General features: G+C 71.6%; 15 protein-coding genes. 13 read left to right on the forward strand and 2 right to left on the reverse strand.

Annotation, left to right across the window (positions count from 1 at the left end; genetic code table 11):
• The first annotated feature begins 52 nt into the window (after positions 1-52).
• The 4 genes from EXE46_RS01435 (at position 53) to EXE46_RS01450 (ending at position 3,725) form a co-directional block, all read left to right on the forward strand.
• Complete coding sequence (locus tag EXE46_RS01435) at positions 53-766, forward strand: HAD family hydrolase (protein WP_137686723.1); 714 nt, start codon at positions 53-55, stop codon at positions 764-766.
• The gene (locus EXE46_RS01440) at positions 763-1,467 is read left to right on the forward strand and encodes a class II aldolase/adducin family protein (RefSeq protein ID WP_137686724.1); all 705 of its coding nucleotides are present in this window, start codon (positions 763-765) and stop codon (positions 1,465-1,467) included. Before EXE46_RS01435 ends, EXE46_RS01440 begins: the two co-directional genes overlap by 4 nt.
• Before the next feature lie 102 nt (positions 1,468-1,569).
• Complete coding sequence (locus EXE46_RS01445; RefSeq protein ID WP_137686725.1) at positions 1,570-2,541, forward strand: ribose 1,5-bisphosphate isomerase; 972 nt, start codon at positions 1,570-1,572, stop codon at positions 2,539-2,541.
• Positions 2,538-3,725, forward strand: a complete 1,188-nt coding sequence (locus EXE46_RS01450; RefSeq protein ID WP_137686726.1) for a carbohydrate kinase family protein — start codon at positions 2,538-2,540, stop codon at positions 3,723-3,725. The genes EXE46_RS01445 and EXE46_RS01450 overlap by 4 nt, the downstream gene beginning before the upstream one ends.
• A gap of 99 nt (positions 3,726-3,824) precedes the next feature.
• Here the strand turns inward: EXE46_RS01450 and EXE46_RS01455 are convergent, their stop codons facing one another.
• Positions 3,825-4,922, reverse strand: coding sequence for an asparaginase (locus tag EXE46_RS01455; protein WP_137686727.1), 1,098 nt, complete (start codon positions 4,920-4,922; stop codon positions 3,825-3,827).
• Positions 4,923-5,180: 258 nt separating this feature from the next.
• On the opposite strand from EXE46_RS01455, the gene EXE46_RS01460 reads away from it, so the two are divergent.
• The 3 genes from EXE46_RS01460 (at position 5,181) to EXE46_RS01470 (ending at position 8,220) form a co-directional block, all read left to right on the forward strand.
• Entirely contained in the window at positions 5,181-5,402 is a 222-nt protein-coding gene (locus tag EXE46_RS01460; RefSeq protein ID WP_006630335.1) for a hypothetical protein, read from the forward strand.
• A 230-nt stretch (positions 5,403-5,632) separates the two neighbouring features.
• The gene (locus EXE46_RS01465) at positions 5,633-7,291 is read left to right on the forward strand and encodes a DUF255 domain-containing protein (protein WP_137686728.1); all 1,659 of its coding nucleotides are present in this window, start codon (positions 5,633-5,635) and stop codon (positions 7,289-7,291) included.
• Positions 7,292-7,413: 122 nt separating this feature from the next.
• Entirely contained in the window at positions 7,414-8,220 is an 807-nt protein-coding gene (locus EXE46_RS01470) for a TrmB family transcriptional regulator (RefSeq protein ID WP_137686729.1), read from the forward strand.
• Between the two features lie 442 nt (positions 8,221-8,662).
• Here the strand turns inward: EXE46_RS01470 and mptA are convergent, their stop codons facing one another.
• Entirely contained in the window at positions 8,663-9,589 is a 927-nt protein-coding gene (gene mptA, locus EXE46_RS01475) for a GTP cyclohydrolase MptA (protein WP_137686730.1), read from the reverse strand.
• Between the two features lie 198 nt (positions 9,590-9,787).
• Here mptA and EXE46_RS01480 point away from each other — a divergent pair, with 198 nt between their 5' ends.
• The 6 genes from EXE46_RS01480 (at position 9,788) to EXE46_RS01505 (ending at position 14,129) form a co-directional block, all read left to right on the forward strand.
• Entirely contained in the window at positions 9,788-10,081 is a 294-nt protein-coding gene (locus EXE46_RS01480) for a 50S ribosomal protein L21e (RefSeq protein ID WP_096394750.1), read from the forward strand.
• 1 nt (position 10,082) lies between these two features.
• A complete protein-coding gene (locus tag EXE46_RS01485; RefSeq protein ID WP_137686731.1) occupies positions 10,083-10,439 on the forward strand; it encodes an RNA polymerase Rpb4 family protein in 357 nt (118 codons plus the stop codon).
• Between the two features lie 142 nt (positions 10,440-10,581).
• Positions 10,582-11,274 (forward strand): DUF655 domain-containing protein, encoded by a 693-nt coding sequence (locus tag EXE46_RS01490; protein ID WP_137686732.1) that lies wholly within the window; start codon positions 10,582-10,584, stop codon positions 11,272-11,274.
• A 121-nt stretch (positions 11,275-11,395) separates the two neighbouring features.
• The gene (locus tag EXE46_RS01495) at positions 11,396-12,322 is read left to right on the forward strand and encodes a 16S ribosomal RNA methyltransferase A (protein ID WP_137686733.1); all 927 of its coding nucleotides are present in this window, start codon (positions 11,396-11,398) and stop codon (positions 12,320-12,322) included.
• The gene (locus tag EXE46_RS01500; RefSeq protein ID WP_394348175.1) at positions 12,319-13,512 is read left to right on the forward strand and encodes a mechanosensitive ion channel family protein; all 1,194 of its coding nucleotides are present in this window, start codon (positions 12,319-12,321) and stop codon (positions 13,510-13,512) included. Before EXE46_RS01495 ends, EXE46_RS01500 begins: the two co-directional genes overlap by 4 nt.
• On the forward strand, positions 13,509-14,129 hold the full coding sequence (locus EXE46_RS01505) for a HemK2/MTQ2 family protein methyltransferase (protein WP_137686735.1): 621 nt from the start codon (positions 13,509-13,511) through the stop codon (positions 14,127-14,129). The genes EXE46_RS01500 and EXE46_RS01505 overlap by 4 nt, the downstream gene beginning before the upstream one ends.
• The last annotated feature ends 59 nt before the right edge of the window (positions 14,130-14,188 follow it).

The following is a 14,188-nucleotide window of genomic DNA, read 5'->3' on the forward strand; positions in this document are numbered from 1 at the left end:
CCCCGCCACTGCGTCGAACCACGCTTAAGTCGGTCCCCCTCCGAGTCGGTCCATGAGCTACGAGGCGGTGTTATTCGACCTCGACAACACGCTGTACCCGTACGCCCCCTGTAACGAGGCGGGCAAGCGGGCCGCGCTCGACGCCCTCCGCGAGCGCGGGTACGAGCTGGACCGCGGGGCGTTCGACGACCTGTACGCGGCGGGGCGTCGGGAGGCCAAACGCGAGACGCGCACCACGGCGGCCTCCCACGACCGCCACATCTATTTCAAGCGCGGGCTGGACCGACGCGTCGGCGAGCCGGACGTCGCGAGCGCGCTGGCGGCCGGCGACGCCTACTGGAACGGCTACCTCGCGGCGATGTCGCTCTGCGACGGCGTCGAGGCCGTCCTCGACGCGCTCGACGCGGCCGGCACCGACGTCGCCGTCGTGACGAACCTCACGACCCGGGTCCAGCTGCGCAAGCTCGTCAGACTGGGGCTCGACGACCGGATCGACCTGCTCGTCACCTCCGAGGAGGTCGGCCGCGAGAAGCCGAGCGCGCTCCCGTTCACGACCGCGCTCGCCGAGCTCGACTGTCGCCCGAGCGAGGCGCTGGCGGTCGGCGACAACGTCGACACCGACGTCGCGGGCGCGAACGCCGTCGGGCTCGACTCGGCGCTGTTCGTCGCCGACGGCGACGCGCCGGCCGGCGCGGACCTCCCGGAACAGCAGCGGCCGGACCACCGGCTCGACGCGTTCGCCGACCTGACGGAGGTGGCGGCGTGACCCGCGACGGCTCCGGGGGAGCGCCCGACTCCGACACGCATCCGGACGCGAACCCCGACCTCCTCCGCGATGCGCGCGAGGCGGTCGTCGAGTACGCGCCGGCGCTCGCCGACCTGACCCCCGGCCGGACCGGGAACCTGAGCGTCCGCGAGGGCGACCGCGTCGCGGTCACACCCACCGGCGTCCCCTACGACTCCTTCGACGCCGTCGACGTGCCCGTGGTGTCGCTCGACGGGGAGCGGCTCGCGGGACGGATGGCCCCGTCGAGCGAGGTACCGATGCACACGGGCATCTATAAGCACGACCGGCCGGGCGCGATCGTCCACACCCACTCGCCGTGGGCGACGACGATGGCGACGCTTCACCGGAAGCTCCCCCCGATCCACTACATGATCGCCGCCGTGGGCCGGGAGGTGCCGCTGGCGGACTACGCGCCGTACGGCACCGAGGAGCTGGCGGCGAACGTCGTCGCCGCGATGGCCGAGGCCGACTCCGACGCCGCGATCCTCGCGAACCACGGGCTCGTGGTGACCGGCCCGGACGTCGAGACCGCCGTCGAGAACACCCACCACGTCGAGGACATCTGCCGGCTCTACCTGCGCGCGTCTGCCGTCGGCGAGCCGCACGTCCTCACCGACGAGCAGATGGCGACCGTCGAGGAGCGGTTCGAGAGCTACGGCCAGCAGCCGGACGCCGAGTAGGTCGGCCCGACGGGGGGCGACGCGGTCCGCCGCGAGCGGGGCCGGAGCCGCCGGCGGTCGCGGAGCCGGTTTTATAAATACGCGGGCGGCTACCGGATCGGTATGACAGACACGGAGCCGGCGCCGGCGGTCCGCGAGACCGCCGAGTCGATCGCGACGATGGAGATCCGCGGCGCGGCCACCATCGCCTCCGCCGCCGCCGAGGCGCTCGCCGAGCAGGCGGAGGCGGCGGCCGAGACGGACGCGACCGCGAGCGACCCCGCGGCGTTCCGCGCGTCGATGCGCGCCGCCGCCCGGACCCTCCGCGAGACGCGTCCGACCGCGGTGTCGCTGCCGAACGCCCTCCGGTACGTCCTCCAGCGGATGGAGGGCGACTCGGTCGATCGGCTCCGGCGGAGCGTCGTCGACGCGAGCGAGGCGTTCGTCGACCAGCTCGACCGCGCGCAGGAGGACCTCGGACAGGTCGGCGCGAACCGCCTCGCCGACGGCGACACGGTGATGACTCACTGCCACTCCACCGACGCCTTGGCGTGTATCGAGGCGGCCGTCGAGCAGGGGAAGTCGATCTCCGCGGTCGTCAAGGAGACGCGTCCGCGCCAGCAGGGCCACATCACGGCCGAACAGCTCCGCGACGCGGGCGTCCCGGTCACGCTCATCGTCGACTCCGCGGCGCGGCGCTACCTCGACGAGGTCGACCACGTCGTCGTCGGCGCCGACTCGATCGCCGCCGACGGCGGCGTCATCAACAAGATCGGCACCTCGGGGCTCGCCGTCAACGCCCGCGAGCGCGGCGTCCCGATCATGACCGCCGCGCAGACGATCAAGCTCCACCCGGAGACGCTGACGGGCCACACCGTCGAGATCGAGATGCGCGACGAGACCGAGGTGATCGACGCCGAGTCCCGCGAGGCGATCGGCGAGATCGCGGTCGAGAACCCCGCGTTCGACGTGACCCCGCCGCGGTACATGGACGCGATCGTCACCGAGCAGGGACAGTTCCCTCCGGAGAGCATCGTGACGCTGATGCGGGAACTGTTCGGCGAGGGCGCCGCCGAGCCGTGGGCGGAGCCATGAGCGGACGCGACGGCGCTCCGGGGGACGACGCTTCGGGCGACGGCGAACGGCCCGACGACGGCTCTGAACCCGCCGAGGGTGTCGACGACTGGGACGAGACCGTCGCGGAGTGGGACCAGGAGGTCGACGAGTGGGAGGACGCGACCCCCGAGAACGGGACCGCCGACGGCGCAGGGGACGTCGATCCCGCGGTCGACCGCGACCCCGACCTGCCCCCGGACGACGGCGACCGCGTGCCGAAGGTCGTCTCGGCGGGCCACATCAACTGGGACGTGACGATCCACGTCGACAGCCTGCCCGAGCCGGACGGCGAGACGCGGATCGAGCGGCTCGAACAGTCGGGCGGGGGGAGCGCCGCGAACGTCGCGGTCGGGCTCGTCGACCTCGGCGGGCAGTCGGTCGTCTACGGGAGCGTCGGCGGCGACGAGTCGGGCGCGCTGGCGCTGCGCGAGCTCGCCAGCGCGGGCGTCGACCCCGGGCAGGTGCTCGTCGACGCGAGCGAGCCGACCTCCGTGAAGTACGTCATCGTCGACGGGAGCGGGGAGCTGCTAATGTTAGCCAACGACGGCGCCAACGAGTCGTTCTCGGCGGCCGGACTCGACCGCGACACGCTGTCGGCGGCCGACCACCTCCACCTCACCGGCCAGCAGCCCGAGACCGCCGCGGCGCTCGCGACGGCGGCGGCGGAGGCGGGCGCGACGCGGAGCTTCGACCCCGGTCGTCGCGTGGCCGACCGCGAGTTCGACGCCGCGCTCCACGCGACCGACGTGCTCTTCTTGAACGACCGGGAGGCGGACGCGCTCGCGGCGGCGACCGACCTCGACCCGTGGGAGCCGGACGACCGCGTCGTCGCGATCAAGCTCGGCGACGAGGGGGCGACGGTCCGGACGCCCCACGGTAGCGTCTCGCACCCGGGGTTCGACGTCGACCCGGTCGACACGACCGGCGCGGGCGACGCCTTCGCGGCCGGGTTCCTCGCGGCCGCGCTGCGCGAGCCGGAGATCACCGGCGACGGCTTCTCGCACGACCCGCGCGACTACCAGGTGCCGGTCCTGGTCGGCAACGCCTGCGGCGCGATCGCGACCGAGTCGGTGACGGCGCGCACCGACCTCTCGTGGGAGCGCGTGCGGGAGCAGCTGGGCGAGTCGCCCGAGACGGACCTGCTGATCGAGGTCCGGGCCTGAGGCGTCGCCCGTAGCCGCCTCCTTTTTTATTCTTCTCCTCGACGAACGCGCGTCCACCCACCCGCTCCGCGACCGAGCGGCCGAGGCGTTTCGTCCGGCCTACGCCGGCGGCGCGAACAGCGCCTCGATCCCCTCGCGGTCGAGGCCGGCGGCGAGGCCGAGCGCGAGCGCGACGCGCGCCTTCGCCGCCGGGAGGTCGCCGGCGAACGTCGCCCCGCGGTCCGCGAGCGTGACGGCGCCGCCCGGCGTCCCGTACACCGGCTCCGTCGGCCCGGCCGGCGGGCGGCCGGCGACGACGACCGGCACGGAGTCGACCGCCTCCCCGATCGCGTCGCCGAGCGCCCCCGTGACGTTTCCGAGGCCGGTCCCCTCGACGACGACGCCGCCGACCCCCGCGTCGAGCGCGCGTTCGAGCGCGCCCGCGCCGACGCCGGTCCCCGAGTGGATCACCGGGACCTCGGGCACGTCTTCCGCGCTCCCGATCGCGTCCGCGAGGGGTTCGACGGGGACGCCACGCTCCGGGGCGCGGACGAGCCGCGAGGCGGCGCGAGTGAAGGTCGCGACCGGGCCCGCCCCCGGCGAGGTCATCGTCGACAGGGCGTTGCTGTGGCCCTTCACGACGTCGCGGGCGGCGTGGAGCTCGTCGTCGAACGCGACGTGGACCCCCGGGGCGAACCGGCGGTCCGCGGCGGCCCTGACCGCGAGCGCGAGGTTCGCGGGCGCGTCGCTGGACGGTTCGTCCAATCGGCGCTGCGCGCCCGTCACGACGACCGGCGCGTCGAGGTCGGTGAGCAGGTCGAGCGCGAACGCGGTGTCCGCGAGGGTGTCCGTCCCGTGGGTGACGACGACGCCGTCGGCCGCCCCCTCTGCGCTCCCGCTCGCCTCGTCCGGGCTCTCCCCCACCGCGTCGCGCACTGCGGCCGCGGTCGCGAGCACGTCCCGCCACCGGACGTCGAACCCGGGCTGCGAGCACACCTCGCTGGTCGTCACCCGCGCGTGGTCGCTCACGGCCGGCACCGCCGCCACGAGGTCGTCGCCGGTCTTCTCGGGGGCCGCCCCGTCGTCGCCCGGCTCCGAGGCGATGGTGCCGCCGCAGGCGACGACCGCCACCTCCGGGCGGCCGCCGTCGGCGCGCGCGGCAGCGCCGTGTCGATCCCTCCGGTCCTCGCGTCGGTCGCGGCGATCGCTTTCTGGCATACCCCACCTCGCTCCCCGACGGACAAAGCGGTTGGTGCCGCGGCAGTCCGGTTCCGGTGTCGTCGGTCCGCGGCGACCGGATCGGCTCGAAACGGCCGGATCCGGTTCGAACCAGAAACAAAGGATTAGCGGCCGGTATGAACTGTTAAAATGTCTCTGCGACGGTTTTAAAACGTCCGAACCGGCCGAGAAATGTGGTAAAATTCGTCGAACCCTCGTCGGGGTATATGTGGTCCCCCGTCGTACGGAGAAGTGTCCATGTCAACCCCCGCTCCCACCCAGATCGCCTCCGGCGAACGGCTCGCCGGGCTGATGACCGGCACCGTCAAGGCCGCCGCCTTCTGGGCGGCCATCGCCATCCCGGCCGCCTACCCCGTCCTGCTGTACTCGGGGCTCGACGGCGGCACCGGGCGGCTGTTCGTCGCCCTCCTGTTCGCGAACGCCCTCGCGCTCGCCCTCGGTCACGACTACAAGCGCTGAACTCGACGCCGCCCGGTCACCGAGAGCCGACCCGAACCGCCCGTCCGACCGCCGACGCGTCGCGTGGACACCGGCGCTCGCCCTCCCGCCCTCCGTTCGCTCGGCTTTCGCCCTCCGTTCCCCTCGACCTCCCGCTCTCTCTTCGCTCGGCCTCGTTCTACGGGGTTCCGCTTTCCGCTCCGGCCTTCCGCTCTCGAAGCGCTTACCCCCGCCCCGGTCCGACTGCGCGTATGACCGACGAGACCCGCGTCGAGTGGCGCGACTGGGGCCCCGAGGCGTTCGCCGAGGCCGACGAGCGCGACCGCCCGGTGCTGCTCTCGCTGTCGGCCACGTGGTGCGAGGGCTGTCACGAGATGGACGCGATCACCTACGCGGAGCCGCGGATCGCCGCCAACGTCAACGAGGGGTTCGTCCCCGTCCGCGTCGACGTGGACCGCCATCCGCGGGTGCGCGAGCGGTACAACATGGGCGGGTTTCCGACGACCGCCTTCCTCACGCCCGAAGGGAAACTGCTGACGGGCGCGGGCTACCTCGACGTCGACGGGATGCGGCAGGTCCTCGAATCGGTCCGACAGATGTGGACCGACAAGGGCCGCGAGGCCGGGCGCGTCCCGCGCGCGCTCGACGCCGATCTGCCGCCCCGCGGTGAGCTGACGGACGGGATCGAGAGTCACCTGGCGGGCCAGCTGGAGGTGAAGTACGACGACGAGCACGCGGGCTGGGGCACCGACGCGAAGTTCCCGCTTCCGCGGACCGTCGAGTTCGCCCTGAAGCGCGACCGGGGTCGCGCGCTCCGGTCGCTCGACGCGGTCCGCGACCACCTCGCGGACGACGTCGACGGCGGGTTCTTCCGGTACGCGGGGACGCGAGACTGGGGCGATGTCGCCTACGAGAAGCCGCTCGACACGAACGCGGCCGTGACCCGCGTGTTCGCGAACGCCTTCCTCTACACCGGAGACGACGCGTACCTCGACCCCGCGCTCGACGCCGTCGGCTTCCTCACCGACGACCTCTGGACCGGCTACGGCGTCGGCGGCAGCGTCGGGCCCGGACTCGGCCGGGCGTACTACGCGGCGCCCGCCGAAGACCGAGCGGACCTCGACGAGCCGCGCCGCGACCTGACGACCTTCGCCGGCGGCAACGCGCTCGCCGCGGACGCGCTGTTCGCCGTGGCGGGCTACACGGACGACGAGCGCGCCCGCCAGTACGCCGACCGGATCCTCGACGGGCTCGAACGAGACCTGATCGACGCCGAGAGCGGCGAGGTGACCCGCTATCGCGGCAGCGACGAGGCCGGCGAGTCCGACCTGCTGGAGGACGCCGCCCGCGTCGTCGGGGCGTACGTCCGCGCGGCCGGCGTGCGCGGCGAGGGCGCCGAGGTCGCCCGCGCGGTCGCGGACCGCGCGATAGACCGCCTCCACGTCGACGGCTCGTTCGTCGACGGGCCGCGCTCGGGGCCCGGGCTGCTCGACCGGTCGTTCCGCCCGCTCGACGCCAACGTCGAGATGGCGTCCTCGCTGCTCGATCTGGCGGCGCTCACCGGGAACGACCGCTACCGCGAGGTCGCGCGCGAGACGGCCGAGGCGTTCGCCGGCGCCACCGAGCGGCTGAGCGTTCAGGTCGCCGCCTACGGGAGCCTCGCCGCCCGAATTCGGCGCGACACGACCGTCATCGCGGTCGGGACCGAGCCCGGGAGCGACCTCCACCGCGCGGCGTGGCGGGTCGCCGACCACGAGAAGGTGGTCGCCCCGAACGCCCACGAGACCGACGCGCCCGCGCCGCGGACGGTTCCGGCGGGGACGGCGGTCGTCCTCGCCGGCGACGAGAGCTCCGAGCCGGCGGAAACGCCGGACGAGTTGATGGACCGCGTCGGCGACGTCTTGGCGTAAGCCTCGCCGACAGGTCGGATGGAACACGCCGTGTTGCCCCGGCGTCGTCGAGCACGCCCGATCGAGCGGTCCGAATTGTAAACGGACGACGCGTTTATACGGGTGCCGCGGCATCCTCGGGTATGGCATCTCTCCGCGATCTGGGCCTCTCCGAGTACGAGGCCCGGGCGTACCGCGCGCTCCTCCGGACCGGCCCGACGACGGCGAAGGACCTCTCGCGGGCCAGCGAGGTCCCGATGGGGCGGATCTACGACGTGCTCAACAGCTTGGAGCAGCACAGCCTCGTCCGCAGTCAGGCCGCCAGCCGCCCGAAGAAGTACGTCGCGGTCGAGCCGGACGCCGCGCTCGACCGCCTGCTCGACGAGAAGAAACAGGAGCTGGAGACGCAGGCCGAGCAGTACGAGTCGGTCGTCGACGACCTCTCCGCCGAACTCGACGCCGGCGAGCCGGTCGACGGCCAGTTCTGGACCGCCGCCGTCGGCGCGGAGGAGGCGACGGACCTCCTCTTAGAGCGGATCGCCGCCGCGGAGCGACGGGTCGTCGTGGTCGCCGGCGCGCCCGCGACCGGCTTCGACCTCGGCACGATCGGCGAGCGCGTCACCGCCGAGCTGGAGTCCGCGCTCGACCGCGGCGTGGAGATACGGGTGCTGCTGTCGCCGGCGACGGTCGACGAGCTTCCCCGGAGCGTCGGCCGACGGTACACGTCGGAGCTGGCCGAGGTGGACGGCTTCGAGGTCCGGACGTCCCCGAACGTGGACGGGACGTTCAACGTGTTCGACGAGATCGAGGTGTGCATCGAGGTGCCGCACCCGCTGTCGGCGGACGAGCCGTTCGCGATGATCGACGTGAAGGACATCGACTTCGCGACGAGCGTGAAAGAGCAGTTCGAGCCGCGGTGGGCGGAGGCGGAGCCGCTGACGTTCGGGTGAGCGACTGCCGACGACTGCTTACAAATGACGATGCGGTGGCGCGTGCCTCCGGGTGGCCGCCGCAGGCGGCTACGAGGAGCACGCGCGAGGGACGCCGCGAGCGACCGCAGGAGCGAGCGGCGAGGCTGGGGAGGCGTGAGGTTGCGGTTGCGGTGCTGTGGGGGGGGATTCAAAGGGGCAGCCGCGAGGCGGACGCAGGCGAAGCAAGGACCACAGGGCGGGAGCGAGTGAAACGAGCGACCAACCGAGAACCGCAGCGAGCGTGCGCCCGCCTCGCGGCTGGGGCTTTGGCGGTGTTCGCCGCCAATCTGTTCGCAGCTATTTATAAACGATCGGCTGGGGCTTCGGGAGCGATCACGACCGCGCCGCTAACTATTTACAAATATCCGTCGGCGACACCCACATTTATTTAAAAATTCCCAGTAGCCGCAACGAGACGCTCCTATCGGTCGAGTTCGTCGCGGAGGTCGCCCAGCCGGACCTCGCGCTCGGCGTGGGCGTTGTGCTGGTGGATCGACTCGTCGTTCGACTGCTTCATGTGGATCACGGCGTCGTCCGAGAGGTGCGGGAACTCCTCGACGGTGCCCTCGGCGAGCGCGCGGACGCAGTCCTCGACGAACTTCGCGTCGGCGTGGGCCTCGTAGGTCATGTGGTCCTCGTCCGGCCGCTTCGCCATGTTGTAGATGCGCGCGCTCATCGAGTCGCGGGCGACGTCGATCACGTCCCGGAGGTCGATGTCGGGGTGGCCGTCGGTCGTGATCGTCAGGGTGGCGTGCCCGCGCTGGGAGTGGCCCGGCTGCGGCACAGCGTCGAGGAACTCCTCGGTCGTCTCCTCGTCGACGCCGAGCTCCGCGAGCTTGTCGCGGGCCCGCGACTCGCTCATCCCCTGCGAGCAGGGGCAGACGGTCATCCCGGTGACCTCGGCGCCGATCTCCTCGCGGGTGCCCTCCTCGGTGGCGGTCGCGCTGGCGACGATCGTCGCCGTGCTCTGGGTCTCGATGTCGGACGCCGGCGTGTTCTCGCGGGTGACCAGCTCCGCCGACATCGACACCTCGGCGGTGGTGGTGTAGTCGTGTTTCTCCAGCAGGCGCTCGGCGGCGTCGCCGCAGACGTCCTCGACGCGGTACGCCTCCTCGCGGGTGATATCTTCGAGGATCTCGTCGACGGTCGTAAGGTTCCGCGACATGTCGATCCCCTTCCGCCCGCTCGGGAGATCGACGAACACCTCGAACTCCGCCATGAGGACGATGGGGCGCTTGTCGCCGCGCGCCAGCTTTACGAGTTTCTCCACGCCGGTGACGCCGACCTGCGAGAGTCCGACCGTGACGTCGGGCGCCGACGCCTGTACGTCCGGTAGCTGATGACTCATTGGAAAGATGATGGGGACTCCCGGGATTAGCCCTTTCGGAAGGGGGAGGTGCGTCTGGTAGTCGCGCGCGTGCGACCCGGCCGCGCGAGGCGGACGAACTAGGCGCGAACCGGTGGTCTCTCCGTGTGTGACGAGCCCACGTCCTGCGGGTCGTAACGCACGATTTATAACGGCGGCAGCGGAAGGTATCCCAAGACCATGCCGAGTTCCAATGGGCCGCAGAAGGCGACTCGCGACAAGCTCTCGAACAAACCCCGCAACCGCGGCACCTCCCCGCCGCAGCGAGCGATCCAGGAGTTCGAGGAGGGGTCGCAGGTCCACCTCAAGATCGACCCGAGCGTTCCCAAGGGGCGCTTCCACCCGCGCTTCGACGGCCGGACCGGCACCGTCGTCGGCAAGCAGGGGTCGGCGTTCAAAGTCGAGATTCCGGACGGCGGCAAGACGAAGACGCTCATCGTCACCGCCGCCCACATGCGGGCCCAGCAGAACTGAGATGACGATCTTCAAAGAGAAGCTCGACGAGGAGTACGTCACCACCTCCGAGGCGAAGGAGATCCTCGTGGAGATCGAAGCGGAGCGCGCGGCCGACGAGGACCGCGATCTCCGCTACGAGCTCGCCCGCGCGATCGAGCACGTCAACCGGTTCGCGGAGCTGGACGCCGATGAGTCCCGAGAGCTCGTCGAAGAGCTCACCGAACTCGACCAGATCGACCTGCCGACCGCCGTGAAGATCACCGATCTGCTCCCCGAGGACCGCACCGAGCTCCGCTCGGTGTTCGCCCAGGAGCGCTACTCGCTCGACGGCGAGGAGCTCGACGAGATCCTCAATGTCGTCGCGAAGTACGCCTGATCGCGAAGCGCGAAGATCCGCACGACATCCCGCTCGATACCGCGTCTCGACCCCCCGCATTTCCTTCTCGACCCGTCCGCGGTTTCGTCGAAACGTCCTCCTCGCCAGCGGTTTTTTCACCGCTCGGAGCGATACACGATACATGAACCACGCCGACGGCGACGGGACGCCGAGCGACGACCGGAACCGCGGTGGCGCCGCCGCAAACGTCGGGGAGGAGGCGGACGGGGGAAGCGACGCCGCCGGACAGGGGGAGGAACCCGACACCGCTGGCGAGACGGAGGGCGACGACGCCGGCCCGACCGCGGTCCTGCTCGACGTGCTGCCGAACGGGCGGCCGGACGACGACCGCCCGCAGTCCCGGAAATCGCCGGTGGCGTACGGGCTCGGCGCCGGCTCGTTCGGGCTGTACGAGCTGACGCTCGCGGACGGCGCGGACGTCTCGGTGGGGGCTCGGATCGCGCTGGACGGGCCGCACGTCGGCCGCTACCGCGAGGTGTCGTTCGACGATCTCACGCGGAACGCGGCCGCGGAGGTGGAGTACGCGGTCGAGGCGATCGTCGAGGCCGACGAGGAGCGCTTCGTCGACTTCTACAACGAGGCGGGGCCGATCACGCTCCGGCTCCACCAGCTGAACCTGCTGCCCGGAATCGGCAAGAAGCTGCGGAACGACCTCCTCGACGAGCGGAAGCGCGGCCCGTTCGAGAGCTTCGCGGACGTCGAGGAGCGCATCTCCGGGCTCCACCGCCCGCGAGAGGTGATCTTGGAACGGATCGTCGAGGAGATCCGCGAGCCCGACCTGAAGTACCGGACGTTCGTCGGCCGCGAGGAGTGAGTTGGGCCGGTCGCGGCGGTCGGATCGGCTCCGGCCGCGGCGGTCGGATCGGCTTCGGTCGCGAACCGTCCCCGCCGCCCCGAAACGAGACTTTTACCCGAACACCGCGTGTACCCCGGCCATGACCGACTCATCGGCGGGTGAGGGCGCCGCGTACGGGAGCCGCGACCCCGACGCGCTCGCGAGGCGGGCCGGTTCGCGCGCCGACCCCGACCGCGACCAGCACTTCCTCGTCGACGACCGGGTCCTCGATCGGATCCCCGGATACCTCCCCGAGGACGCCGACCGCAGCCACCTCCTCGAGATCGGCGGTGGCGCGGGCGCGCTCACGGATCGGCTGCTGGCGACGCTCACGTCCGGGCGCGACGGCGACGCCGCGCCCGACAACCCGGACGCTGTACCCGGTCGCCTGACCGTGGTCGAGCGCGACGAGACCTTCGCCGAGTTCCTCCGCGAGGAGTTCGCGGCGGCGGTCGCGGACGGCCTGCTCGACGTGGTCGAGGGCGACGCGCTCGACGTCGATCTCCCCCCGTTCACCGCCTGCGTCGCCAACCTCCCGTACGGCGTCTCCTCGGAGATCGCGTTCCGGCTGCTCCCGGCGAAGAAGCCGCTCGTGTTGATGTTCCAGGCGGAGTTCGCCGACCGGATGGTCGCGTCCGCCGGGGAGTCCGAGTACGGGCGACTCTCCGTGTCGGCCCAACACTACGCCGACGTCGAGATCGTCGAGCGCGTCCCGAAGGAGGCGTTCGACCCCCAGCCAGCCGTCGAGAGCGCGGTCGTTCGCTGTACGCCGCGCGACCCCGACTACGCCGTCGGCGACGAGGCGTTCTTCCTCCGGTTCGTGAAGGCGCTTTTCACCCAGCGGCGCAAGACGGTGCGGAACGCGGTGCGGAACACGGCGCACATCTCCGGACTCGACGACCCCGAGGCGGTCGTCGACGCCGCTGACGAGGAGCTGCTCGCCAGCCGCCCCGGAACGCTGGAACCGGCGGCGTTCGCCGCGCTGGCGGAACTGGCCCGCGAGCGGGGCGCCCCGACGGAGGCGTGACGATGACCGGCTGGATCGGCCTCGCGACGGAGCTTCAGCGCGCGCTCGCGGGCAACCTCGGGCGGTTCGCGGCCTCCGTCGGCGTCCTCGTCGCCGTGCTGGGGGTGCGGCTCCTCACGCGGCGGCTGCGGCGCGGCGATCGGGACCTCTCCTCCACGCAGCGGCTCCTGCTGTCGGCAGGGGTCGGCGGCGCGACCGCGCTGGGCGCGATCGCGCTGATCGCGGTGTGGGACCAGAGCGGCGCCCTGTTCGAGACGGCTCGGTCGGCCCTGAGCGCGAACCAGCTGTCGAACGTCGTTCTCGCGGTGATCCTCCTCGCGATCGCGTACGCGCTGACGGACTTCCTCGGGGGCGTCGTCCGCGAGATCGGCGCCGAGAGCGCGTCTATCTCCCAACACCAGCAGGAGGTCATCCTCCGGATCACGCAGCTGACCGTCTACACGTCGGCGATACTCGCCGTCGTCGGGCTGTTCACCGACAACGTGGGCAGCCTCCTCGTCGGCGCGGGGTTCCTCGGGATCGTCGTCGGGATGGCGGCGCGGCAGACGCTCGGCGCGATCCTCGCGGGCTTCGTGCTGATGTTCTCCCGACCGTTCGAGGTCGGTGACTGGGTCGAGATCGGCGACCACGAGGGGACGGTGACGGAGATATCGATCATGAGCACGCGGCTGCGGTCGTTCGACGGCGAGGTAATCACGATGCCGAACGACGACGTGCGCGCCGGCTCGATCGTCGACCGCTCGCGCCGGAACCGGCTGCGGATCGAAGTCGAGGTCGGCGTCGACTACGACACCGACGTCGAGCGCGCGGCCGAGGTGGTCGAGGCGGCGGTCGCCGGCGTTGAGGACGTCGCCGAGATGCCCGAGCCGAACGCCGTGACGAAGCGGTTCGGCGACTCCGCGGTCGTGTTGGGGCTCCGCTACTGGATCCGGAACCCCAGTATGCGGAAGCGCTGGCGGACCCAGACAGCCGCGATGAACGCGATGAAGGGCGCGCTCGAAGACGAGGGGATCGTCATCCCGTTCCCGCAGCAGACGCTCTCCGCCCGGTCGGAGGGCGCCTCCGGACCGCAGCTGGACGCGGCGGTCGAGGACCGTGCGGCGACGCGCGGCGGGTCAGAAAACTCCGGCGAGGGCGACGCGGAGAGCGGCGACGCAGAGAGCGGCGACTCGGAGGGAAGCGAACAATGAGCGGGACTGGAGGCGAGGACGACCGGAACACGGGCAAGGACGACGGCGGTCTCGCGTCGCGTCGCGGTCTCGACGAGGTCACCGTCTACCAGCCGGCCGAGGACTCCGGCCTGCTCGCGGAGGCGGCGGTCGCCGAGGCGCAGGGTCGCGTGCTGGAAGTCGGCACGGGATCGGGGTGGGTCGCGGAACGGGTGGCGACCGAGCGCGACCTCGACGTGGTCGGTAGCGACCTCAACCCGCACGCCGCGCGGCAGGCCCGCGACCGCGGCGTCGAGGCCGTCGTCGCCGACCTCTGCTCGCCGTTCCGCGCGGACGCCTTCGACACGGTGTGTTTCAACCCGCCGTACCTGCCGACCGACCCAGAAAACGAGTGGGACGACTGGATGGAGCACGCGCTCTCGGGCGGCGAGTCGGGGCGCGAACTCATCGAGCCATTCCTCGCGGACGTGGGTCGCGTCCTCGCGCCCGACGGGGTCGTCCTCCTGCTCGTCTCCTCGCTCACCGGCTACGACGAGGTGCTCGCCCTCGTCGAAGACGCGCGGTTCGCCCACGAGGTCGTCGTCGAGGAGTCGTTCCCGTTCGAGACGCTCACCGTGCTGGCGCTGCGCCGGGAGTGAGTTGCCCGTAAAATAACTCAAAGGCATCAAACGTATTAGCAAATATTATACCACGGCAT

It is taken from the genome of Halorubrum sp. GN11_10-6_MGM, from assembly GCF_005435165.1.
GTDB lineage: Archaea > Halobacteriota > Halobacteria > Halobacteriales > Haloferacaceae > Halorubrum.